Below are 23,223 nucleotides of genomic sequence, written 5' to 3'. Positions count from 1 at the left end.
CACGCAATGATCGGTCGACTGCGCGGCATCGTTGCCTACAAGGCGCCGCCGTGGCTGGTGGTGGACGTGAACGGAGTGGGCTACGAACTGGAGGCGCCGATGAGCACCTTCTACGACCTGCCCGAGCTCGGCCGCGAGGTCACCCTGTATACCCACTACTCGCAGAAGGAAGACAGCGTCTCGCTGTACGGCTTCCTTCGCGAGGGCGAGCGGCGCCTGTTCCGCGACGTGCAGAAGGTCAGCGGCATCGGCGCGAAGATCGCGCTGGCCGTGCTGTCCGGCGTCACCGTCGAGGAGTTCGCGCGCATGGTCCAGGCCGGTGACATCACCGCGCTGACCCGCATTCCGGGCATCGGCAAGAAGACCGCCGAGCGCATGGTGCTGGAGCTGCGTGACCGCGCGGCCCAGTTCGGTGCCGGCGGCGCGCTGCCCACCGGCAGTGGCCCGGCCCCGGCCGACCCGCTGTCCGATGCCACCGTGGCGCTGCAGCAGCTGGGCTACAAGCCGGCTGAAGCCGCGCGCATGGCCCGGGACGCCTTCAATGAAGGCGACGAAGTGGCCACCGTGATCCGCAAGGCGCTGCAGTCGGCGCTGCGTTGATCCGCTTTCCTTTCCTTCAACAAACCGCCTGAGCTTCGCCAGGAGTCCCATGTCCAGCAGTCAAACCCCGCACGCAGCCGCCCCCGGCGGCCATGGCCACGCCCCCTCCGCTGGAGGACTGGCGCTGGTCATCGGTGCGATCGGCGTGGTCTTCGGCGATATCGGTACCAGCCCGCTGTACACCCTGAAGGAGGCGTTCTCGCCGCACTACGGGCTCAACAGCGACCACGATACCGTGCTGGGCGTGCTGTCGCTGGCGTTCTGGGCGCTGAACCTGGTGGTGACGCTGAAGTACGTCACCATCATCATGCGCGCCGACAATGATGGCGAGGGCGGCATCATGGCGCTGATGGCGTTGACCCAGCGCACGCTGCGCAACGGCTCGCGCTCGGCTTATGTGGTGGGCATCCTCGGCATCTTCGGCGCCTCGCTGTTCTTCGGCGACGGCGTGATCACCCCGGCCATGTCCGTGCTCAGTGCGGTCGAAGGCCTGGAGGTGGCCGCGCCCGGACTGCATGTCTTCATCGTGCCGGTCACCCTGGTGGTGCTGCTGGCAGTGTTCGCCGCGCAACGCTTCGGTACCGAGAAGATCGGCAAGGCGTTCGGCCCGATCATGGCGATCTGGTTCGTATCGCTGGCGGCGATCGGCATCTACAACATTGTCGATGCGCCCGAGGTGCTGAAGGCCTTCAACCCGTGGTGGGGCATCCGCTTCTTCATGGAGCACGGCTGGCACGGCATCTTCATTCTCGGTGCAGTGGTGCTGGCGGTGACCGGCGGCGAAGCGCTGTATGCGGACATGGGCCACTTCGGCCTGCGCCCGATCCGCCACGCCTGGTACTTCTTCGTGCTGCCGTGCCTGGTGCTGAACTACCTAGGGCAGGGCGCACTGGTGCTCAACCACCCCGAGGCCCTGAAGAACCCGTTCTTCGAGGCGGTGCCCTCGTGGGCGCTGTACCCGATGATCATCCTGGCCACCATGGCGGCGGTGATCGCCTCGCAGTCGGTCATCACCGGCGCGTTCTCGGTCTCGCGCCAGGCCATGCAGCTGGGCTACATCCCGCGCATGCGCATCAAGCACACCTCGCACGACACCATCGGCCAGATCTACATCCCGGGCATCAACTGGGGCATCGCGGTGATGGTGTTCGGCCTGGTGCTGGCGTTCCGCAGTTCGTCCAACCTGGCCGTGGCCTACGGCATCTCGGTGTCGGCCACGATGCTGATCGACACCCTGCTGCTGGCCGTGGTGGCACGTTCGCTGTGGCCGAAGTCGCGTGGCTGGCTGCTGCCGCTGTGCGTGGTGTTCTTCATCATCGACCTCGGCTTCGTCATCGCCAACGGCGCCAAGCTGCTGCAGGGCGCCTGGTTCCCGGTGGTGCTGGGCATCTTCCTGTTCACCATGATGCGCACCTGGCGGCGTGGCCGCGAGCTGCTGCGTGATGAGATCCGCAAGGACGGCATCCGCCTGGACACCTTCCTACCGGGCCTGATGCTGGCACCGCCGGTACGCGTACCGGGCACCGCGGTGTTCCTCACCGCCGACCCGACCGTGGCCCCGCACGCGCTGATGCACAACCTCAAGCACAACAAGGTGCTGCACGAGCGCAACGTGTTCCTGCACGTGGAAACCCTGCCCATTCCCTATGCGATGGAAGGGCAGCGGCTGAAGATCGAGTCGGTGGGCGACGAGTTCTACCGGGTCTATGTGCGCTTCGGTTTCATGGAAACCCCGGACGTGCCGCTGGCGCTGATGCGCTCGTGTGACCACGGTGGCATCTACTTCGACCCGATGGACACCACCTTCTTCGCCAGCCGCGAAACCATTGTGGCCACCGCCAACCGCGGCATGCCGATCTGGCGCGACAAGCTGTTCGCGCTGATGCACCGGAATGCCGCGCCCGCGACCGGCTTCTTCCGGATTCCGGGCAACCGCCTGGTCGAACTCGGCGCGCAGGTGGAGATCTGACCGCGCGGGGTCGGATCCCTTTTCCGCAGGAAAAGGGCTCTGACCCCGAGTTCGGTTCGTTCCATCCAGCGCCATCCACGCACGGTGTGGATCTACCGTGTCGACCAAGGTCGACACCCACCAAGAGCAGGCCATGCCATTCCGGCAGATTGCGCAGATCTGTCGAAGGCGGGGTGGGTCCGGTTGCGGGGGTGTGAGCGGCATGGATGCCGCGACCAAGCCCCCATGGATGGGTTTACGGCGTCCCCCTCAACCGGACCCACCCCGCCATCCCACGGCATGCCCGCTTCTGCTTCGGCCTTTGACGTTGCTCCGGCCTCTGCGGGTGCCGGGCGCAGCCCGGCCGAAACCCGCACTTTTGCCGCATAATCAGCACATGACCGACGACCGCATCATCGGCGCCGGCGCCACCCGCGAGGATGACGCCGCCGACGCCAGCATCCGCCCCAAGCGCCTTGCCGACTACCTCGGCCAGGTGCCGGTGCGCGAGCAGATGGAAATCTACATCCAGGCGGCCAAGGGGCGTGGCGACGCGCTCGACCACGTACTGATCTTCGGGCCGCCGGGCCTGGGCAAGACCACCCTCAGCCATGTCATTGCCAACGAACTGGGCGTGGCCCTGCGCGTGACCTCCGGCCCGGTGATCGAAAAGGCCGGCGACCTGGCTGCGCTGCTGACCAACCTGCAGCCGCACGACGTGCTGTTCATCGACGAGATCCATCGCCTGTCGCCGGTGGTCGAGGAAGTGCTGTACCCGGCGATGGAAGATTTCCAGATCGACATCATGATCGGCGAGGGCCCCGCCGCCCGCTCGATCAAGATCGACCTGCCGCCGTTCACCCTGATCGGCGCCACCACCCGCGCCGGCCTGCTGACCGCGCCGCTGCGCGACCGCTTCGGCATCGTCCAGCGCCTGGAGTTCTACAGCGTCGAGGAACTGACCCGTATCGTGCGCCGCTCCGCCAGCATCCTCGGCATCGACTGCACCGCCGATGGGGCAGGGGAGATCGCGCGCCGCGCGCGTGGTACCCCGCGTATCGCCAACCGCCTGCTGCGACGCGTGCGCGACTATGCGCAGGTCAAGGCCGGTGGCCACATCGACGAGCCCGTGGCCCAGGCCGCGATGAAGATGCTCAAGGTCGACCCGGAAGGCTTCGACGAGCTTGACCGGCGCCTGCTCAAGACCATGGTCGACTACTTCGATGGTGGCCCGGTCGGCATCGAATCGCTGGCCGCGGCGCTGTCCGAAGAGCGTGGCACGCTGGAAGACGTGGTCGAGCCGTACCTGATCCAGCAGGGCTTCCTGGTGCGTACCGCGCGTGGCCGCATGGCCACCCACAAGGCCTACCGGCACATGGGTCTGAAGCCGAAGAACCCGCCGCAGGACCTGTTCGCGGAGGTTCCCGATGTCGGTTGAGCCACTATTCAGTTGGCCGACACGCATTTACTGGGAAGATACCGACGCTGGCGGCGTGGTCTACCACGCCCGCTACGTGGCCTTCATGGAACGGGCCCGGACCGAATGGATGCGTGCGCTGGGCTACGGCCAGGAGCGCATGCGCGCCGAGCACGGGATGATCTTCGCGGTGCGCTCGATGCAGATGGATTTCATCAGGCCGGCACGGCTGGATGACACCCTGCAGGTGAGCGCCCGTTTGGTCCAGCTGAAGAAGGCCAGCATGGTCTTCGACCAGCAGATCCTGCGCGACGGCGAATTGCTGCTGTCGGCCCAGGTCCGCATCGCCGCACTGGACGCGGCCAGTTTCCGCCCGCGTGGCATGGACGAGGCCGTCCTTGCCGTGCTGCAACCCCACCTCCACCCCGAATCCGAACACTGAGGAACAACGGATGATCGCAACGCTCCTGGCCCTGCAGGCCACGGTCACCGAGGCACTGCCGGCCGACGTCAGCAACGCCACGACACAGACCCTTGCCCAGGCCACCACCGGCGGCGGCATCAACTACCTCGAACTGATGGCCAAGGCCAGCCTGCCGGTGAAGATCATCGTGCTGTTGCTGCTGGTCGGCTCGTTCGTCAGCTGGGTGATCATTTTCCGCAAGGCCCGCGTGTTCAAGCAGGCCACCCGCGAAGCCGACGAGTTCGAGAACCGCTTCTGGTCCGGCGCGGACCTGGGCAAGCTGTACAGCGCGGCCACCGACCGCAGCCGCAGCGTGACCGGCCTGGAAGCCATCTTCGAAGCAGGGTTCCGCGAATACACCCGCCTGCGTGACAAGCGCCGCCTGGATGGCCGCGCACAGCTGGAAGGCGCGCAGCGCGCGATGCGCACCACCTACACCCGCGAAGTGGATCAGCTCGAGCGCAACCTGGAACTGCTGGCCAACATCGGTTCGACCGCGCCGTACGTGGGCCTGGTCGGCACCGTGTTCGGCATCATGGTGACCATGCACGACATGATCAGCAGTGGTGCGCAGGCCGGCATCGCCGCCGTCGCGCCGGGCATCTCCGAGGCACTGTTCGCTACCGCCATCGGCCTGTTCGTGGCGATCCCGGCGGTGTGGGCCTACAACCGCTTCACCACGCGCGTTGAGCGCATGTCGGTGCGGTTCGAGACCTTTGCCGAAGAGTTCAGTTCCATCCTGCAGCGCCAGAGCGCTGGCGACGAGTAAGCGCCTGACCCGGGAGTCCAAGCCATGTCCGCTGCCATCGGTCGCCGCAAGCGCCGCAAGCTGAAATCGGAAATCAACGTCGTTCCCTACATCGACGTCATGCTGGTGCTGCTGATCATCTTCATGGTCACCGCGCCGCTGCTCACCCTGAGCTTCGACGTCGACCTGCCGCAGTCCAACGCCAAGGCGCTGGAGAGCAAGCAGGACCCGGTGATCGTCTCGGTGCGCCAGGACGGCCAGCTCAGCCTGAAGCTGCCCGATGCCAAGGAACCGACCGCCGTGTCGGCCGAGGAACTGGAAGGCCGCCTGGCCGGCATCGCCGCCCAGGACAAGGGCGTGCGCGTGATCGTCGCCGCCGACCGTGCCGTGGCCTATGAAAAGGTCATCGCCGCGATGGATGTGATCAAGCGCGCCAAGGTAGACAAGGTAGGCCTGGCCACCGATGCACGCTGACGCCCTGCCACCCCCGCATCAGCGCGAACCCGGCTGGGGCCTGCCCCTGGCATTGGCGTTGCTGGTGCACCTGCTGGTCGCGCTGGTCTTCATCGTGGCCTGGTTCTGGTCGCCCGAGCGCAACACCGACGCCGCCGCCGGTGATCCGTCGGTCGAGGCCAGCCTGGCGCTGTCCGCGTCGGAGGCCTCCGCTGCGCGCCAGGCCCTGCGCCAGTCGGAAAAGCTGGAAGACCTGCCGCCGCCGGTGGCCGAGCCCATCCCGGTGCCGGAAGACACCATTCCGCCGCCGCAGCCGATCCCGGAACCGCGCCCGCAGGACGCCCCCACGCCGCAGCAGCAACAGGCGCAGGAGCGTGTCGCGCAGCCGGATACCAAGGATCAGGAAGCGGTGAGTGCGCTGGCCATCTCCCAGGAGAAGGCCAAGCAGGAACAGGAAGCCAAGCGCCGCCAGGAACAGATCGACCTGACCGAACGCAAGCGCCAGGAAGAAGCCGAGCAGAAGCTGCGCCTGGCCAAGCAGCAGGAAGCGGACGAGAAGAAGAAGCAGGCCGAGCAGGAGCGCGTGGCCGCTGACAAGGCCGAGGCCGAGAAGCAGAAGAAGATCGCCGAGATCCGTGCCCGCCGCGAGCAGGCCGAGAAGGAAGCCAAGCTGGCCGAGCAGAAGCTGCGCCAGGTGGCCGCCGCGCGCAATGCCGCCGGCAGTGCCGCTGCCGGTTCCAGTGGTGCCTCGCAGCCGGCCGCCGGTGGCGGTGGCAACAGCGACGACCTTTCGGCCAAGTACGCAGCCGCCATCCAGGCCAAGGTGCTGTCGCAGTGGGTGCGCCCGGATACGGTGCCGCTGGGCCAGCGCTGCCAGATCACCATCACCCAGATTCCGGGTGGCACGGTGATGCAGGCCAAGGTCAGCCCGAACTGCCCGTACGACGAGGCCGGCAAGCGTTCGATCGAGGCCGCCGTGCTCAACGCGCAGCCGCTGCCCTACCGCGGCTTCGAGTCGGTGTTCGCACGCACGCTCAACTTCACCTTCACCGCCCAGGATCGCTGAGGCGGGCAGGGCCGGGTGGCTCTCCGCTGCCCGCGTCCACTGATGTCGCGCTTGCCTCTGGCAGGCCAGGTCTCGACCGGGCAGGCTGTGGGCTGCTGTCGGACACCGCCCCGCAGGGCGGCGTGACGGGGCAGACGGGCGCGATGTTAGCCACGACGTTAACGGTGCGTGAGAGGACGGGCTGGAACTGACCCGGAATTCACGTACCCTTGGTTCATGATTGCGAAGCGGTTCACTGCCGCTTTGTTATCCCTCGTTCCGGTTTCCCCCTATTGAGCGCTCCATGAAAAAGATGCCTCGCTGGCTTGCCGTGTTTGCGGCCCTGTTGCTGCCCTTTGCTGCCGTCGCGCAGCAGAAGGGGCTGGATATCGACATCATCGGCGGCAATGCTTCCGCGCTGCCGATCACCATCGTGCCGATGCCTTACCAGGGGTCGTCGGCTGCACCGCAGACCGACGTCGCCGGCGTGGTCCGTGCCGACCTGGAGCGCTCGGGCCAGTTCCGTACGCTGCCCGAAGCGCAGATCGTCGAGAAGCCGGTGCGCGGCGGCGACATCCAGTTCGCCACCTGGCGCGCGCTGAAGCAGAACTACATCGTGGTCGGCCGCGTGCTCGACGCCGGTGCCGGTGCCTACCGCGTCGAGTACGAACTGTTCGACGTACCCAAGGGCGAACGCCTGCTGGGCCTGGCGATGACCGCCCGTGGCAACGCCATGCGCGACGTTGCCCACCAGATGGCCGACGCCATCTACGAAAAGATCACCGGTGTGCGCGGCGCCTTCTGGACCCGCATCGCCTACGTGACCGCCAGCGGCAAGGGCGACGCCATGCGCTACGCGCTGATGGTGGCCGACTCCGATGGCTTCAATCCGCAGACCATCGTGCGCTCGGCCGAGCCGCTGCTGTCGCCGTCGTGGAGCCCGGATGGCAGCAAGCTGGCCTATGTCAGCTTCGAGCGTGGCAACTCGGCGATCTACATCCAGAACATCGGCACCGGCGCGCGTGAGCTCGTCACCAGCTTCCGCGGCATCAACAGCGCCCCGGCGTTCTCGCCGGACGGCCGCAAGCTGGCCCTGACCCTGTCGCGTTCGGGCAACCCGGAAATCTACGTGATGGACCTGGGCAGCAAGCAGCTGACCCAGCTGACCAACCACTTCGCCATCGATACCGAGCCGACCTGGGCGCCGGACGGCAGCGCGGTGTACTTCACCTCCGACCGCGGCGGCCGTCCGCAGGTCTACAAGGTCGGCGCGGGCGGCGGCAGCGCCGAGCGCGTGACCTTCCAGGGCAACTACAATGCCAAGCCCTCGGTGTCCTACGACGGCAAGAAGATCGCCGTCGCCCAGGGCTCGGGCAACAGCTACAAGATTGCGGTGATGGACAGCTCGCTGGGTTCGCCGCGCTGGAGCACGCTGTCCCCGGGCTCGCTGGATGAATCGCCGAGCTTTGCGCCCAACGCGAGCATGGTGTTGTACGCCGCCCGCGAAGGTGGCCGTGGTGTGTTGTATGCCGTCTCGGCCGATGCGCGGGTTCGCCAGCGCCTGGTCCTGGCCGATGGTGATGTGCGCGAGCCGGCATGGTCCCCATACCGTACCCAGCGCTAAAAGAGTGTTAATATTTTCGTTGTCTTGAACCCCTCATCGGCCTAGGAGCCACAAAGGTATCGCCATGAACAAGTCCACCCGCGTTCTGCTTGTTTCCCTGCTGTCTGTGGCCGTCCTGGCCGGTTGCTCGAAGAAGGTGAAGGAAGAGCCGGCAGCCCCGGTCGACACCGGCACCTCGACCACCACCCCGACCGGTCCGTCGACCTCGGGCCTGTACGGCCCGGGCGACCTGGATACCGACGCTTGCCTGCGCCAGCGCGTTGTCTACTTCGACCTGGACAAGGAAGACGTGAAGCCGGAATTCCAGGCCATCATGGCGTGCCACGCCAAGTACCTGCGTGACCGTCCGTCCTCGCGCATCACCCTGCAGGGCCACACCGACGAGCGCGGTTCGCGCGCGTACAACCAGGCCCTGGGTGAGCGTCGTGGCAACGGCGTCAACTCGGCCCTGCAGGCCAACGGTGGCTCGGCTTCGCAGCTGACCGTCGTTTCCTACGGTGAAGAGCGTCCGGTCTGCACCGAGTCGAACGAGTCCTGCTGGTCGCAGAACCGTCGCGTCGAAATCGTCTACACCGCGCAGTAATCCATGCGCATTGGCATCAAACTGATGCTGGTCGTTGCGGCAGCCCTCGTGGCTGCCGCACCGGCGCATGCACAGCGACAGAGCCTGGCTGACCGTGTCGGCGCGCTCGAGCAGCAGATGTACAACAACAGTGCCAACCAGGACCTGTTGAACCAGATCAACCAGCTGCGGCAGCAGGTCACCAGCCTGCAGGCCTCGATCGAGCAGTTGCAGCACGACAACGCCCAGCTCAAGCAGTCCGCCCAGGACCAGTACCTGGATCTGGACAGCCGCCTGAACCGGTTGGAAGGGGGCAATGCCGCCCCGGCCCTGCCGCCCGTTCCGGCGAGCGCGCCGAAGGCCGCACCGGCCCCGGCAAAACCCGCAGCGGCGGCCACTTCCGAGCGGCCGCCTTCCGTCCATGGTGATGCCGGCAGCCTTGCCGCCACCGGCGACGAGCGCACCTCCTACAACGTCGCCTTCGATTCGCTGAAGGCCGGCAAGTACGATGATTCGGCGCAGCTGTTCCTGAGCTTCCTGCAGCTGTACCCGAACGGCGTCTACGCGCCGAACGCGCTGTACTGGCTGGGCGAGAGCTACTACGCCACCCGCAATTTCCCGATGGCCGAGACCCAGTTCCGTGAACTGCTCGCGCGCTATCCGACCCACGACAAGGCCGCTGGCGGCCTGCTCAAGGTTGGCCTCTCGCAGTATGGCGAGGGCAAGGTCGACCAGGCCCAGCAGACGCTGGAGAGCGTCGTGGCGCAGTACCCGGGCTCGGACGCCGCGCGCACCGCCCAGGATCGGCTGCAGTCCATCCGCCTCGGCAAGCAGATCCGTTGATCCGCTGACCGGGCGTACAATGCGTACCCTGGCGCCGGGCTGATTTCCGGCAGCCTCCTGTAGAGCCGAGCCCATGCTCGGCTGCTTTCGTTTCCGGCGCCGATAAATCGGTCGCCCGTCCCATGAAGAATTGTTTGCCATGACCGCCGTTACCCCGTCCAACGCCGTCGCTACCCCCAGCGACATCGTGCAGTCGCCGCTGCCGCGCCTGAAGATCACCGAGATCTTCACCTCGCTGCAGGGCGAAGCCGATACCGCCGGCTGGCCGACCGTGTTCGTGCGCCTGACCGGCTGCCCGCTGCGCTGCCAGTACTGCGATACGGCCTATGCCTTCCATGGCGGCACCTGGTGGGACATCGACGACATCGTGGCCGAGGTGCTGGCCCAGGGCGTGCGCCACGTCTGCGTGACCGGCGGCGAGCCGCTGGCGCAGAAGCGCTGCCTGGTGCTGCTGCAGAAGCTGTGCGACGCCGGCATGGACGTCTCGCTGGAAACCTCCGGCGCGCTGGACGTCAGCGCGGTGGACCCGCGTGTATCGCGCGTGGTCGACATCAAGACCCCGGGGTCTGCCGAAGTGGCGCGCAACCGCTGGGAAAACCTGCCGCTGCTGACCGCACGCGACCAGATCAAGTTCGTCATCTGCAGCCGCGAGGACTACGACTGGGCCAAGGCCCTGGTCGCCGAGCACGAGCTGGTGAAGCGCTGCACCGTGTTCTTCTCGCCCAGCAAGGGCGAGATCACCGCGCGGCAGCTGGCCGACTGGATCGTCGAAGACCGCCTGCCGGTGCGCTTCCAGATGCAGTTGCATAAAATCCTGTGGAACGACGAGCCGGGCCGATGAGCCCGCGCGGCGTTCCCTGATGTAGCTCCGGCGCGGGACAGCGTGCTGGCTTTCCCCTCCCAACCGGATGTTTTACCCATGAAGAAGGCAGTCGTGCTTCTCTCCGGCGGCATGGATTCAGCCGCCGTCATCGCCATGGCCCAGGAACAGGGCTTTGCCGTGCATGCCCTGAGCGTGCGCTATGGCCAGCGCCATACCTCCGAACTGGATGCCGCCGCCCGCGTGGCCAAGGCCCAGGGCGTGGTCGCGCACAAGACCGTGGACGTGGACCTGCGCAGCATCGGTGGCTCGGCGCTCACCGATGACATCGACGTGCCCGAGGCCGGCGGTGCCGGCATTCCGGTCACCTACGTACCGGCGCGCAACACCATCATGCTGTCGCTGGCCCTCGGCTGGGCCGAAGTGCTCGGTGCCAACGACATCTTCTGCGGCGTCAACGCCGTGGATTATTCCGGCTATCCGGACTGCCGCCCCGAGTTCGTGGCCGCGTTCCAAGCGCTGGCCAACCTGGCCACCAAGTCGGGCGTGGAAGGTGCGGGCATCAAGGTACACGCGCCGCTGCAGTTCCTCAGCAAGGGCCAGATCGTCAGCGAAGGCGTGCGCCTGGGCGTGGACTTCGGCCTGACCGTGTCCTGTTACAACGCCGACGCCAACGGCGCCGCCTGCGGCCACTGTGACGCCTGCCGCCTGCGCGCGCAGGGCTTCGCCGAAGCCGGCGTGTCCGACCCGACGCTGTACGCCTGACCGCCCCTGATAGTGCCGGCCGCTGGCCGGCTTCCCTGATGGGTGTGAATTCCCAGATGGTGGGTGCGAACTGCTCCTCGGTGGGTGCGAACCATTGGATCGCACTGGCTGACTCGCCGGGCAGGTCTGACTCTGGTGGGTGCCAACCTTGGTTGGCACTGTCCGCCAGACACGGCCCGGCGCTACCGCTGCCGCAACCACCCCGATGCTTCAATAAACGCCCGCACCGCCCCCGCATCGGCATAGTCCAGCTCGATCATCCGCGCGACACCGGCTTTCTCGTCGGCTTGCTGGCGCATGTACTCCTGCGCGATGCGGTAGCCGGCGTAGTACCCCACATCACCCACCCCGAACGGATTACCGGCGCTGTTGTACAGCCAGTTGTCCAGATCCCCGCCGTCCATTTCAGTGACGAAACGCGCGCGGATTTCCGCTTCGTGCGCGGGCCCGTAGCTGTACAGCGGCAACGCTGGCCGACGCCCGCTCAGCCGTTCGGCCACATACTCCGCCACGCCTTCGCGCACCGCGTACTGCGCCAGGCTGCCGGTAGTTTCGCGCTGCTGGGTATGCACGTACTCGTGCAGGTTGTTCTGCGCGTTGTTCGCCCCCGGACGGCTGTCGTAGAAGATCCGCAGGCGGCTGCGCATCGGCTCCGGCAGCTCGCTCACGTCCACGCGTTCATCGCCCAGCGCCATCTCCGCACCGATCAGTACCTTGTCACCCAGCGTGGTCCCGCCAGTACGCAGCACGCCCACGGCATAGGTGATGGTGGCCGGGCGCAGGGCGGGGTAGAGCGTGCGGAAGGCGGCCAGGTCCCGTTCCAGTGTGGCGCTGGCCTGCTGCGCGTTGGCGGTCAATGGGCGTACCGACGTCCAGAAGCCCGGCCACGCACGCATGGCCTCGGCGTATTCGCGGGCGGTGTAGTTGCGGACCTGCATCAGCGCATGCAGGCCGGGGCTGCCTGGATCGATGTAGCGCTCCTGCACCAGTGCGACCTGGCGTTCAACGTCGGGCTCGGCGCGCACAGCGTCATAAGTGGCCCAGAAGCGGCCGATGTCGTCGGTGACGACCTGGGATGGGGCGGCCAGTGCCGTACAGGGCAGCAACAGGGCGGCAATGAGGCAGAAGGGCAGGCGCATCCGTGGCTCCGGGCAGGAATCACAGCTGGGATGCGCGTGAGGCCCAGAAGGTTTAAGCGGGCTCACCAGATCGGGTAGTGCCGGTCGCTGGCCGGCAACCTCGACGCGCCAGGGTTTCACCCGGCCCGGCAAAGTAGGGTAGAATGCCCACCCCGCCGAAAGGCTGGGGCAGTGCAATGGGCCGTTAGCTCAGTCGGTAGAGCAGAAGACTTTTAATCTTTTGGTCGAAGGTTCGAATCCTTCACGGCCCACCATTGCATCCAATGACCCAGGTCATTCAGAAAGGCACCGTAATGCGGTGCCTTTTTTGTTGCCTTGGTCCGTGGCCTCTACTTCTCGCGCACTCCCTTGGCTTTTGCGGCCGCCGCGTCGGCAGCTTGCTGTGCGGCCGTCGCTGCAGCATTCGCGGAACGCACGGCTTCCGCTTGAGCCGCGTCAAAGTCAGCCCGGCGCTGCGCGCTGATCCGGCGTTCCAGTTCTGAATATGCGACGTAGCTCTCCGGATACTTCGCGACGCAGGCCTGCTGCAGCAGCGGGATCGCGTGGTCAGACAATCCCGGTTGGAGGTGGGCGAGCAGGCAGTCCGCATACGCTGCGGATGCTGGCGGAGTGCTACTGGACTGCGGTGAGGCGGCGGCAAGGGTGGTGGCGATCAATACACTCAACATGGGAACCTCCTTGTGGATATGAGCGTGGCGGCGACCAGTCCTTGAGCCAAAGTGCCCGTTGCATGACCATCACCGGCTCCATGGTGCTCCAGTTCCGGCAGATCGGCAAAGTGCCGCGAACGACAGTGCCTCCGGCGGTCTATGCTCGGCATCTTTCCCAGGATGGGCCGTCCCATGCGTCTGATCGTGCTGTCGCTGTTGTTGTCCGTCGTCTCCGCCGCGCCGCTGATGGCCGCCGAATCCGCGTCGCCCGCCGCCGCCACGCCGCTGGTCATCGGCGAGACCTTCACCATCGAGTCGAAGGCGCTGGGCGAGACCCGTCGTATCAACGTCTATCGCCCGCAGCCGTGGGGGCTGGACCCGAAGGCACCGCTACCGGTGCTCTACATGCCCGACGGCGGCATCGGCGAGGACTTCCTGCATGTGGCCGGGCTGGTGCAGGTGCTCAGCGGCAACGGCAGTATGCGTCCGTTCCTGCTGGTTGGCATCGAGAACACCGAGCGCCGCCGCGACATGACCGGCCCCAGCAAGGACCCTCAGGACCAGAAGATCGCGCCGCGCATCGGCGGCTCGGCGGCCTACCGTACCTTCCTGCGCGATGAACTGATGCCGCAGGTGCGCCAACGTTACCCGACCACCGACGAGCGCGCGCTGATCGGCGAGTCGCTGGCCGGCCTGTTCGTGGTCGAGACGCTGCTGCAGGAGCCTACGCTGTTCAACAGCTATATCGCGTTGGACCCCAGCCTGTGGTGGAACCGTGGTGCAATGCTGGCCGGGGCGGCCAGACAGCTGCCGGCGGTGACGCGTGCGCAGCCGCGCGTGTTCCTGGCCAGCAGTGGTCAGCCGGAGCTGTCGGCCTCTGCCGCACAGTTGGCCACGCTGCTGCAGCAGGCGTCGCCGTCGCCGCTGGTGAAGTACCTGCCGCTGCCGGAGGAAACCCACGCCACCATCTATCATCCGGCCGCGTTGCAGGCGCTGCGCACGCTGTTCCCGGCGCCGCCGCCGGCCTCGCCCTGACCGCACTGGTACCCGCCTGTACACCATGCAACGATGCGGCAGCGGCGCCATCGGGTGCGCCGCCCGCAACGGGAGCGTGTGGATGCAGCGTGTGCGTGGATGGAGTGTGGCGGCCTGCCTGGCCATGAGTGGCTGTGCGATGTCGGTGGCGCCGCCCGCAATGCAGAGTGAAGCGAAGGACAGTGCGCCGACTGCCACGCCGGGTGTGGTGCTGCCGGACACGGAAGCGCTGCGCGTGCACGACCCGGTCGGCCGCGACTATCCGGTCTGGGTGGCGCTGCCGGCCGACTATGCGGCGCATCCGGAAAAGCACTACCCGGTGCTGTACGTGACCGATGCGCTGTACAGCTTCCCGCTGGTGCGCAGCGTGCGCAACATGGTCGGGCAGAAGGGCGTCAACATCGAGGATTTCATCCTGGTCGGGCTGCCGCCGCAGGAAGGCCTGACCTCCAAGCAGAGCCGCTCGCGCGATTACACGCCCAGCGACCCGGCGCGTACCGATCCACGTGATTACAGCGATGACGTCAGCTACGGCGGCGCGGCGCACTACCGCGATTTCCTCGCTGGGCAGGTACTGCCGATGATCGATGCGCGCTACCGCACCGATCCGGCGCGGCGTGCCTATGCGGGTCATTCCTATGGTGGCCTGTTCGGCGCCTATGTGCTGACCACGCGCCCGGACATGTTCCGCACCTACATCCTGTCCAGCCCATCGCTGTGGTTCGACGACCATCGGGTGCCGCGCATGCAGGCCGAAGCCAAGGCGCCGGCGCAGTCGACCACGGTGGTGCTGTCGGTGGGCAGCTTTGAAACGGTCAAGCCCGAACCGCGTTACTTCACCCGCAACGACATGCTGCGCCACAACGCCGAATTCGCCGAGCAGCTGCGCAGCAGCGGGCGATCGTTGAAGGTGGAGAACATGGTGATCGATGACGAGGATCACTTCACCGTCTACCCGGACATGATCACCCGCGCACTGCTGAAGGTGTTCCCGGGTACCGGACCGTACAGCAGCGGTTGATGAATGCCTCAGGCCGCCTGTGCATCCGGCCCGGTCAACACGCCCACATCGGCGTGCCGGAAGCACAGCCGGATGGCGTCGAGCAGCTCGCTCATGTTGTACGGCTTGGGCAGGAAATGGATGCCGTCGCGCAGCTGCGGCAGCACCTGGTGCTGGTCCATGCCCGACGTCACCAGGATCGGTAGCTGGGGATAGAGGCCGCGGACCCGGTTGGCGGCTTCAATGCCACTGATCGCTCCCAGATTCACGTCGGTGAACAGCAGGTCGAAACGCTCACCGGCGGCCAGCAGGCCCAGCGCCGCTTCGGCAGAGCTCACGCCCACCACGTGGCAGGCCTGGCTTTCCAGCGCCAGCCGGCTCAGTTCGCGGGTTTCCTCGGCGTCCTCGATGAGCAGGACGCGGGGTTCAACGTGGCGCTTGGACAGCAACATGACGCTACAGCTCCGGAAAGCAGCAATGAAAAGGCGCGCAAGTATGCGCAAGTCGGGGGTGATCCCGGCGTGCACGCCAGGCTAAGTGGGCGTTACAGCGGGCGCGAGCGTCGCCGGCGTACCTGCCAGGCCAGCACCGCCACTGCCAGAAGCGCGGTGCCGATGCGCAGGCTGGTGGCCTGCCAGCCGAGCGCGACGGCGTCATCCAGGCTGAACACATTCCAGGCCAGGTTCATCGATACGTGCAGCACCAGGCCACACCACAGGGTGTCGCCGTCCAGATGATCCAGCCAGGCGAAGATGAAGCCGCCCAGGGCGATCACCGCGCCGACGAACAGGGCGGTGCCGCCGCCGTCGAAGCCGCCGAAACCCAGCCAGTGCACCCAGCCGAACAGCAGCGCCTGCGGCAGCGCGAGCAGGGGCCATGGCCCGCGCATGATCTTGACCAGCAGCACGAAGCCGAGGCCGCGGAACAGCACTTCTTCGGCCAGTGGGAACAGCGCAGCGAGCATCGTCGCATCCAGGGCGGTCAGTGCGGTGTTGGGCGTGCCCAGCAGCGCCAGGCCCAGCGAGCACGGCAGGCTGGCCAGCAGCACCCACATCGGGCCGCTCCAGCCGTTGCCGCGCAGCCCCAGGCTCGCCATCAGGCCTACCCCACGCGGGCGCAGCAGCGCGGCCAGCAGCAGGGCCAGCAGCACGGCCAGTGCGTTGTCGAGCAGGCTGCCGCCGTAGGCAATGGGCAAGGCGGGAATCGGCGTGCCTGCGGCGGCCGCGATATCGCGCAGATTCAGGCCAACGCCGACACCCAGCAGCACCAGCAACAGGCGTGCGGTGGTGGGCAGGCGGGACAACACGGTCATGTACGCATTCCCTGCGGAACAAGGACGCAGCGTGCCACGCGGTATGCATGTGGACACGCGCCGGAAGTCCCTGTGCCATCGGTCATGCGTTGCCGCACAGTCATCGCGGTGCAGGTACAGTCGAAACCAGACCGACAGGAGCAATGCCGATGCTGTGCCCCGTGTGCAAGACCCAGACGCTGCAGATGGCCGAACGCCATGGCATCGAGATTGATTATTGCCCGAGTTGCCGCGGTGTGTGGCTGGATCGTGGCGAGCTGGACAAGATCATCGAACGTGCGGGCGCCGGTGCTGCAGTACCTCCGCCAGCGCCCGTGCAGGCTCAGCCGGCGTCCGCGCCGCCACCGGTGATGCACCGTGATACCCGCCACCTCGGCCAGCGCTACGAGGACAACCGGGGACACGGCTACAAGAAAAAGAAGAAGGACAGCTTCCTGTCGGAGTTGTTCGATTTCTAGTTTGTAGCGTCGAGCCATGCTCGACGTTTGGCGCTAACAGTCGAGCAAGCTTCACTCTACATGGGGCGCGTGATCACGGCCGCCGCAGGATGAACTCGCGGTCGCGCGTGTCACCGACGATGAAGTCGTACTCGCCAACCTTGCTGCAGCCATAGCGCGCGTAGAAGCGCTGTGCGCCGAAATTCTCTTCCCACACGCCCACCCACAGGGTGCGGCGCTGCGGCTGGTCCAGCCACGCCATGAACGCGTCCATCATGCGTGCACCATGTCCGCCGTTCTGGTGTCCGGCCAGGATGTAGAACCGCTTCAGTTCGATGTCACCCTCGCATGCATCCGTGTGCGGCAAGGTGTTGGCACCGGCGGCCAGGTAGCCGACCACGGCGTCACCGTCCAGCAACAGCCAGATGGCACTGCGTGGGTCGGACAGTTCGATGCGCTGCGGTTCGCTGCTGTAGTGCGCCTGCAGGAAATCGTGCAGCTCCTGCGGCGGATAGGAATCGCCCCAGGTTTCGTTGTACGTGGCGATGGCGATCGCCGACAGCGCGTCGACATCGGCAAGGGTGGCGCGGCGGATCTGCAACGACATGGCGGTGCCTGCATTGGAACGTGGCGCAGTGTAGCCGGCCCCGGCGGCTGCCGGGGCTGGCCATTGCTCACGATCCGCTGCTCAGAACCACATGCGCACGCCGGCCACCCAGCGCGTGTCGCGCGCGTGGTCACCGGCATAGTCGGCGGTGTCGCCAAAACTGCGTTCGTGACTGATGCCGATGTAGGGCGCGAAGCGACGGCTGAACTCGTAGCGCAGGCGCAGGCCGGCCTCTACCTTGTTCAGGCCACGGCCGATGCCGTACTCCTGCTCGTCCTTGGCCGCAACGGTAGCTTCCAGCAGCGGCTGCAGGATCAATCGGTTGGTCAACAGCACGTCGTACTCGACCTCGGCCTTGGCCAGCACCTGGCCGCCGGAGCCCATGTACAGCGTGGCCGAGCTTTCGAACTTGTACGGCGCCAGACCCTGGATGCCGATGGCCGCCCATGTGCGCGAGTCGGACGGGCGGAAGTCCTGGCGCACGCCGACCAGCACGTCCCACCACGGCGACACGCTGCGGCCATACAGTGCTTCCAGTGACGACGATTCGGTGCGGCCGCGGCTGCGTTCGCCATCGGTGCGCAGCCACAGGCGGTTGATGTTGCCGCCGACCCAGCCGGTGGCTTCCCATGCCTGGCCGTTGCTGCTCTTGCCATCCCAATGCTCAAGCCGGTCGATCAGCAGCAGGCTGTTGATCTCCGGCGCGTGTTCCATCGCGCCATGCGCGATCGGCGGGAAGGCGGCGGCGCGGTCGGCATCGGTCGGGACCGGGATCGGTTCGCGCGGTTCGCTGGGTGCAGGCGTGCCGTGGCCCATCGCCCCGTGGTCCATCTGCGAATGGTCCATCGCCGCTGGCTGCATCGCGCCATGGTCCATCTTCGAGTGGTCCATCGTGGAGTGGTCCATGCCGGCCAGATCCGCCGCACCCATGTCCATCTCCGAATGATCCATCTTTGAATGATCGACCGGTTCGGCCGGGGTCTTCGCGCTCTTCGCAGGCACGTTCATCGCGCCCATGTCATGGCCGGCGTGCGACTGCGCGGACACCGGCAACGCGGCGGCCAGGCCCAGGGCCAGCAGGCTGGGGGAAAGCAGTGAGCGGCTCATTCTTCGATCCTCACTTCGCGCATCATGCCTGCTTCCATGTGGTACAGCAGATGGCAGTGGTAGGCCCAGCGGCCGAGTGCATCGGCGCGCACGCGATAGCTGCGGCGGGTGCCCGGCGGCATGTCGATGGTGTGCTTGCGGACCTGGAACTCACCTTGCGCGTCTTCCAGATCGCTCCACACGCCGTGCAGGTGGATCGGGTGCTGCATCATGGTGTCGTTGACCAGCACGATGCGCATGCGCTCGCCGTAGTTCAGCCGCAGCGGCTCGGCGCTGGCGAACGGGACGCCATCGAACGACCAGGAGAACTTCTCCATGTGGCCGGTCAGGTGCAGCTCGATCTCGCGGCTCGGCTCGCGGCCATCCGGGTCTTCGAACAGGCTGCGCATCGCGCCGTAGGTCAGCACCTGGCGGCCGTTGTCGCGCAGGCCGATGCCGGGGTCGTCCAGCTTCGGTTCGGTAGCCGAGCTCTGCATGTCCACCAGCGGGTTGTTGCGCTCGCTGGCCGGATGCTTCGGTACCTTGCTGGCGGCACCGCCGCCGTGCGCACCGTGGCCCATGCTGGCGCCGCAGCTACCTTCCGTGCCCTTCATCGCGGCCATGTCGTGGCCACCATGGCCACCACTGCCCATGTCGTGCCCCATGTCGCTCATCGTCAGCAACGGGAGTGGGTCGCGCGCGGGAATCGGTGCCTGCAGCCCGTGGCGTACCGCCAGCGTGCCGGCGGCGTAGCCGGTGCGACCCATGTCCTGGCAGAAAATGGTGAACGCATCCTGGCCGGTGGGTTCGACCAGCACGTCGTAGGTTTCGGCGGGAGCGATGCGGAATTCGTCGATGCTGACCGGGTGGATGTACTGGCCGTCAGCGGCCACCACGGTCATCTTCAAACCGGGGATGCGCACGTCGAAGTAGGTCATCGACCCGCCGTTGATGAAGCGCAGCAGCACCTTTTCGCCACTGCGGAACAGGCCGGTCCAGTTGCCGGCCGGGGCGGTGCCGTTCATCAGGTAGGTGTAGGTATGCGCGTTGATATCGGAGATATCGGTGGGCGTCATCCGCATCCGGCCCCACATGCCACGGTCGGACAGCGCCGCGGACCAACCGTCGCGTTTCGCGTCGCGCAGGAAGTCGGGCAGGGTGCGCTTGTAGTAGTTGTCGTGCTCGGCCAGCTTCTTCATGCGCCGGAACAGCGCGCCCGGGTCCATGTCGGTCCAGTCGGACAGCATGATCACGTGCTCGCGGTCGTGGTGGTACGGCGCCGGTTCGGCCGGGTCGATGATCAGCGCGCCGTACAGGCCGGCCTGTTCCTGGAACATCGAGTGGCTGTGGTACCAGTAGGTGCCCGACTGCTTCAGCTGGAAGTGGTAGTGGTAGGTCTCGCCGGGGCCGATGCCGTTGAAGCTCAGGCCCGGCACGCCGTCCATGTTGGCCGGCAGCAGGATGCCGTGCCAGTGGATGGAGGTCGGGTGGCGTTCCAGCGTGTTGCGCACGAACAGGTCCACGGTCTGGCCTTCGCGCCAGCGCAGGATCGGGGCCGGCAACGAGCCGTTGACGGTGATCGCCGGGCGGGTGCGGCCGGTGAAATTGGCCAGCGATTCGCCGATGGCCAGTTCGATGCGGGTATCGCTGAGCACGGCGGGGGCACCGGCCAGCCGTGGGGTGGCAGTGGCGGCGGCGAGCGCGCGTTGCGGCACGCCGACAGCGGCGATGCCGGCGACCACGCCACCGGCGGCCAGGCCCTGCACGAACAGGCGGCGCGACGGCATGGGCACAGCACCCGGACCGGGGGGATTGCGGGTATTCATGGTGGAGACTCCAGACACGGAAAGACGCCGGCAGGCCGCCGGCTCCGGTGCGCAGGGCGCACAGTGCGTGGGGAATCAGCCGATGGGAGGGCGTGAGATCGGCGGCAGCGGCGGCGACGGGCGGCCGGTGGCCGGCATCGGCTGTGGTGCCAGCGACAACGCCGGGCCGGCCATGAACGGCAACGCCTGCACCACCAGCAGCGGGTGCTGGGCGCAGCTGCGCACGCAGTCCTTGATCTGGCAGTGGGTGTCGTGGGCGGGGGCCTTGGCCTGCGGGGCCTGATCGGCGTGCATGGCGGCGTGGTGGTGGCAGTCGGCATTGCCGCCTTCAAGGGCGGCTGCCGCGTGGGCCATCCGGCCCATTTCCTCGTGACCGCTGGCCATGGCCGCGTTCAGCCCGTTGAGCAGCAGGCTGAGCATGAGCACGACACGGAGCAGGGTCGAGGCGAGGGACATGGCGCTAATCTAGCCGCAAGCGGCCGTGGATGCACTTCCGGCTGAATGGTCGGTTCAAGGTTGGACCTGCACCAATGTAGAGCCGAACCCGCGCTCTGCTGCTTCTGCGGCCACGGCAGCCGAGCGTGGGCTCGGTGCTACAGGGAGCCCGGCGTCAGCCTTCTTCGCGCACGATCTCGACCAGGCGCGGGCCGTAGCGGCTCAGCTTGGTGCCGCCGATGCCGCCGACCCGGGCCAGTTCATCCAGGCTGGTCGGGCGCTGCTCGGCGATGTTGCGCAGGGTGCTGTCGTGGAAGATCACGAAGGCCGGCACGTTCTGTTCGCGCGCCAGTTCGGCACGCAGGCCGCGCAGGGCGTTGAACAGGGCCAGGTCCTGCGGCAGTACCGACAAGCCGGTGCGCTGCGCACTGCGCTCGCGTCCGCTGGTGCTGCTGGCTGGATCGCGGCGCATGCTGATCTGGCGGCGGCCGGTCAACACGTCACGGCTGGCATCGGTCAAGCGCAGGCCACCGTGGCCCTCGCTGTCCACTTCCAGCAGGCTGGCGGCGACCAGCTGGCGGAACACGCTGCGCCAGGTGCGCGCATCCAGATCGCGGCCGATGGCGTAGGTGCTGAGCTTGTCGTGGCCCTGCTGCTTCACCTTCTCGTTCTCGCTGCCACGCAGGACGTCGATCAGGTGGCCGACGCCGAAGCGCTGGCCAGTGCGGTAGACACAGCTCAGCGCCTTCTGCGCCGGAATGGTCGCGTCCCACGAGGCCGGCGGCGTCAGGCAGTTGTCGCAGTTGCCGCACGGCTGGGGATAGGTCTCGCCGAAACCGGCCAGCAGCACTTGGCGGCGGCACTGCATGGATTCGCAGTAGCCCAGCAGGTGATCGAGCTTGCCCCGCTCCAGCTGCTTGCGTTCTTCGCCGGCCTCGGATTGTTCGATCATCTGCTTGAGCAGTACCACGTCGCCCAGGCCGTAGCACAGCCAGGCCTCGGCAGCTTCGCCATCACGACCAGCGCGGCCGGTTTCCTGGTAGTAGCCTTCCATCGACTTGGGCAGGTCGGTATGCGCGACAAAGCGCACGTCCGGCTTGTCGATGCCCATGCCGAAGGCGATGGTGGCGCACATGACGATGCCGTCCTCGCGCAGGAAGCGGCGCTGGTTGTTCGCGCGCACTTCCGGCGGCAGGCCGGCGTGGTAGGGCAGGGCGTTGAAGCCCTGGCCGCAGAGGAATTCAGCGGTCTCCTCGACCTTGCGCCGCGACATGCAGTAGACGATGCCGGCCTCGCCACGGTGGCCGCGCAGGAAATCGGTCAGCTGCTTGCGCGCGTTGTCCTTCTGCACCACGGTGTAGCGGATGTTGGGGCGGTCGAAGGAGCTGACGAAGTGGCGTGCTTCCTGCAGATCCAGGCGCTCGGCGATCTCGCGCTGGGTCGGCGGGTCGGCGGTGGCGGTGAGCGCGATCCGCGGAATCTGCGGCCAGCGCTCGTGCAGTACGGTCAGCTGGCGGTATTCCGGGCGGAAGTCGTGGCCCCACTGCGACACGCAGTGGGCTTCGTCGATGGCGAACAGGGCGATCTGGCTGCGCGACAGCAGCGACAGGAAGCGGCCGGTCAGCAGCCGCTCGGGAGCGACATAGAGCATGTCCAGCTCACCCGCGAGCAGTTCGCGCTCGACGCGGCCGGCGGTCTCGGCATCCAGGGTTGAATTCAGGTACTCGGCACGCACGCCGAGCTGGCGCAGGGCTTCGACCTGGTCCTGCATCAGCGCGATAAGCGGCGAGATGACGATGCCACATCCGTCACGCAGCAGGGCCGGGACCTGGTAGCACAGCGACTTGCCACCGCCGGTGGGCATCAGTACCAGGGCATCATGACCGGCAGCCACATGCTCCACGATGTCCTGCTGCGGACCACGGAAATCGTCATAACCAAAGACGCGTTGGAGCAGGTCGTGCGCGGGACGGGAAGCCATCCGGCTAGTTTACCCCGGCGGGGGTGTCTCGGCAGGGCTGCGCCCTGCACCTGCTACAAGCCAGAGCAACGTCAAAGGCAACAGCCGGCTCTGGGGGTGATTCGTGGTTTGGTGGGGCGGTGTCGGAGTGCGGGGACGCCGCAAGTACGTCCGTGTAGGCTTGGCAGCCGCATCCATGCGGCTGACACCCCGCAATCCGATACCGCCCCACCTTCGACAGTTTCCCGCGGCCGTTGGTGGGTGTCGACCTTGGTCGGCACCTCTGTCAGATATCGAATGAATTCATCCGTGTCGACCAAGGTCGACACCTACCAGAGCGGACGCTGTTCCAGCAGATCGCGGAAAACTGTCGAAGGCGGGGTGGGTCCGGTGGCAGGGGTGTCCGCGGCATGGATGCCGCGGCCAAGCCCCCAAGGACGGGTTTACG

Annotated in this window: 24 protein-coding genes and 1 tRNA gene; 16 read left to right on the top strand and 9 right to left on the bottom strand. The window is 66.8% G+C overall.

Annotated elements, in window-relative coordinates; translation table 11 throughout:
* Positions 1 to 6: 6 nt before the first annotated feature.
* The 12 genes from ruvA to queC all read left to right on the top strand — a co-directional run bounded on the left by ruvA (position 7) and on the right by queC (position 11,288).
* Entirely contained in the window at positions 7 to 600 is a 594-nt protein-coding gene (ruvA, locus tag AC5P6X_RS19210) for a Holliday junction branch migration protein RuvA (RefSeq protein WP_005410756.1), read from the top strand.
* Positions 601 to 649: 49 nt separating this feature from the next.
* Positions 650 to 2,569 carry a potassium transporter Kup gene (locus AC5P6X_RS19205; protein ID WP_005410755.1) on the top strand — a complete coding sequence of 640 codons (1,920 nt, stop codon included), beginning with the start codon at positions 650 to 652 and terminating at the stop codon, positions 2,567 to 2,569.
* A gap of 376 nt (positions 2,570 to 2,945) precedes the next feature.
* A complete protein-coding gene (gene ruvB / locus AC5P6X_RS19200; RefSeq protein ID WP_005410754.1) occupies positions 2,946 to 3,986 on the top strand; it encodes a Holliday junction branch migration DNA helicase RuvB in 1,041 nt (346 codons plus the stop codon).
* Positions 3,976 to 4,407, top strand: coding sequence for a tol-pal system-associated acyl-CoA thioesterase (gene ybgC, locus AC5P6X_RS19195; RefSeq protein WP_099604826.1), 432 nt, complete (start codon positions 3,976 to 3,978; stop codon positions 4,405 to 4,407). Before ruvB ends, ybgC begins: the two co-directional genes overlap by 11 nt.
* Positions 4,408 to 4,417: 10 nt before the next feature.
* Positions 4,418 to 5,197, top strand: coding sequence for a protein TolQ (gene tolQ, locus AC5P6X_RS19190; RefSeq protein ID WP_108270638.1), 780 nt, complete (start codon positions 4,418 to 4,420; stop codon positions 5,195 to 5,197).
* Positions 5,198 to 5,221: 24 nt separating this feature from the next.
* Positions 5,222 to 5,650 (top strand): protein TolR, encoded by a 429-nt coding sequence (gene tolR, locus AC5P6X_RS19185; RefSeq protein WP_005410751.1) that lies wholly within the window; start codon positions 5,222 to 5,224, stop codon positions 5,648 to 5,650.
* On the top strand, positions 5,640 to 6,695 hold the full coding sequence (tolA, locus tag AC5P6X_RS19180; RefSeq protein ID WP_005410750.1) for a cell envelope integrity protein TolA: 1,056 nt from the start codon (positions 5,640 to 5,642) through the stop codon (positions 6,693 to 6,695). The genes tolR and tolA overlap by 11 nt, the downstream gene beginning before the upstream one ends.
* A 283-nt stretch (positions 6,696 to 6,978) precedes the next feature.
* Positions 6,979 to 8,298, top strand: coding sequence for a Tol-Pal system beta propeller repeat protein TolB (gene tolB, locus AC5P6X_RS19175; protein WP_005410749.1), 1,320 nt, complete (start codon positions 6,979 to 6,981; stop codon positions 8,296 to 8,298).
* 64 nt (positions 8,299 to 8,362) lie between these two features.
* Positions 8,363 to 8,881, top strand: coding sequence for a peptidoglycan-associated lipoprotein Pal (gene pal, locus AC5P6X_RS19170; RefSeq protein WP_005410748.1), 519 nt, complete (start codon positions 8,363 to 8,365; stop codon positions 8,879 to 8,881).
* Between the two features lie 3 nt (positions 8,882 to 8,884).
* Entirely contained in the window at positions 8,885 to 9,703 is an 819-nt protein-coding gene (gene ybgF / locus AC5P6X_RS19165; protein WP_005414274.1) for a tol-pal system protein YbgF, read from the top strand.
* Positions 9,704 to 9,842: 139 nt separating this feature from the next.
* Complete coding sequence (gene queE / locus AC5P6X_RS19160; RefSeq protein WP_005410746.1) at positions 9,843 to 10,544, top strand: 7-carboxy-7-deazaguanine synthase QueE; 702 nt, start codon at positions 9,843 to 9,845, stop codon at positions 10,542 to 10,544.
* Positions 10,545 to 10,622: 78 nt separating this feature from the next.
* Positions 10,623 to 11,288, top strand: coding sequence for a 7-cyano-7-deazaguanine synthase QueC (queC, locus tag AC5P6X_RS19155; RefSeq protein WP_108270639.1), 666 nt, complete (start codon positions 10,623 to 10,625; stop codon positions 11,286 to 11,288).
* Between the two features lie 182 nt (positions 11,289 to 11,470).
* Here the strand turns inward: queC and AC5P6X_RS19150 are convergent, their stop codons facing one another.
* Entirely contained in the window at positions 11,471 to 12,427 is a 957-nt protein-coding gene (locus AC5P6X_RS19150) for a DUF2268 domain-containing putative Zn-dependent protease (protein WP_049449188.1), read from the bottom strand.
* Positions 12,428 to 12,605: 178 nt separating this feature from the next.
* On the opposite strand from AC5P6X_RS19150, the gene AC5P6X_RS19145 reads away from it, so the two are divergent.
* Positions 12,606 to 12,681 (top strand) — tRNA-Lys (locus tag AC5P6X_RS19145).
* A gap of 75 nt (positions 12,682 to 12,756) precedes the next feature.
* Here AC5P6X_RS19145 and AC5P6X_RS19140 read toward each other — a convergent pair.
* Positions 12,757 to 13,095: a hypothetical protein gene (locus AC5P6X_RS19140; protein WP_049449186.1), complete on the bottom strand. Its 339-nt coding sequence runs from the start codon at positions 13,093 to 13,095 to the stop codon at positions 12,757 to 12,759.
* Positions 13,096 to 13,269: 174 nt separating this feature from the next.
* Here AC5P6X_RS19140 and AC5P6X_RS19135 point away from each other — a divergent pair, with 174 nt between their 5' ends.
* Together AC5P6X_RS19135 and AC5P6X_RS19130 are read left to right on the top strand one after the other, a co-directional pair.
* The gene (locus AC5P6X_RS19135) at positions 13,270 to 14,112 is read left to right on the top strand and encodes an alpha/beta hydrolase (RefSeq protein WP_049449184.1); all 843 of its coding nucleotides are present in this window, start codon (positions 13,270 to 13,272) and stop codon (positions 14,110 to 14,112) included.
* An 82-nt stretch (positions 14,113 to 14,194) separates the two neighbouring features.
* Entirely contained in the window at positions 14,195 to 15,133 is a 939-nt protein-coding gene (locus AC5P6X_RS19130) for an alpha/beta hydrolase (RefSeq protein WP_049449182.1), read from the top strand.
* An 8-nt stretch (positions 15,134 to 15,141) separates the two neighbouring features.
* Here AC5P6X_RS19130 and AC5P6X_RS19125 read toward each other — a convergent pair whose 3' ends face one another.
* Positions 15,142 to 15,564 (bottom strand): response regulator, encoded by a 423-nt coding sequence (locus tag AC5P6X_RS19125; RefSeq protein ID WP_005414268.1) that lies wholly within the window; start codon positions 15,562 to 15,564, stop codon positions 15,142 to 15,144.
* A 92-nt stretch (positions 15,565 to 15,656) separates the two neighbouring features.
* Positions 15,657 to 16,424, bottom strand: coding sequence for a CPBP family glutamic-type intramembrane protease (locus tag AC5P6X_RS19120; RefSeq protein WP_088435515.1), 768 nt, complete (start codon positions 16,422 to 16,424; stop codon positions 15,657 to 15,659).
* Positions 16,425 to 16,573: 149 nt separating this feature from the next.
* Between AC5P6X_RS19120 and AC5P6X_RS19115 the strand changes: the two genes are divergently transcribed.
* Entirely contained in the window at positions 16,574 to 16,882 is a 309-nt protein-coding gene (locus tag AC5P6X_RS19115; protein WP_005410738.1) for a TFIIB-type zinc ribbon-containing protein, read from the top strand.
* A 73-nt stretch (positions 16,883 to 16,955) separates the two neighbouring features.
* On the opposite strand, the gene AC5P6X_RS19110 is transcribed toward AC5P6X_RS19115, so the two are convergent.
* From AC5P6X_RS19110 to recQ, 5 genes are all read right to left on the bottom strand, one after another.
* Positions 16,956 to 17,468, bottom strand: a complete 513-nt coding sequence (locus tag AC5P6X_RS19110) for a GNAT family N-acetyltransferase (RefSeq protein WP_049404676.1) — start codon at positions 17,466 to 17,468, stop codon at positions 16,956 to 16,958.
* Between the two features lie 81 nt (positions 17,469 to 17,549).
* Complete coding sequence (locus tag AC5P6X_RS19105) at positions 17,550 to 18,575, bottom strand: copper resistance protein B (RefSeq protein ID WP_088435514.1); 1,026 nt, start codon at positions 18,573 to 18,575, stop codon at positions 17,550 to 17,552.
* Positions 18,572 to 20,380, bottom strand: coding sequence for a copper resistance system multicopper oxidase (locus AC5P6X_RS19100; RefSeq protein WP_495215571.1), 1,809 nt, complete (start codon positions 20,378 to 20,380; stop codon positions 18,572 to 18,574). Before AC5P6X_RS19100 ends, AC5P6X_RS19105 begins: the two co-directional genes overlap by 4 nt.
* A gap of 75 nt (positions 20,381 to 20,455) precedes the next feature.
* The gene (locus tag AC5P6X_RS19095) at positions 20,456 to 20,836 is read right to left on the bottom strand and encodes a CopL family metal-binding regulatory protein (protein WP_049449174.1); all 381 of its coding nucleotides are present in this window, start codon (positions 20,834 to 20,836) and stop codon (positions 20,456 to 20,458) included.
* Between the two features lie 154 nt (positions 20,837 to 20,990).
* Positions 20,991 to 22,796, bottom strand: a complete 1,806-nt coding sequence (recQ, locus tag AC5P6X_RS19090; RefSeq protein WP_005410733.1) for a DNA helicase RecQ — start codon at positions 22,794 to 22,796, stop codon at positions 20,991 to 20,993.
* Between the last annotated feature and the right edge of the window lie 427 nt (positions 22,797 to 23,223).

The sequence above is a fragment of the Stenotrophomonas sp. YJH_SMC_40 genome (assembly GCF_059368615.1).
This window is presented reverse-complemented; position numbering and strand designations above follow the sequence as displayed.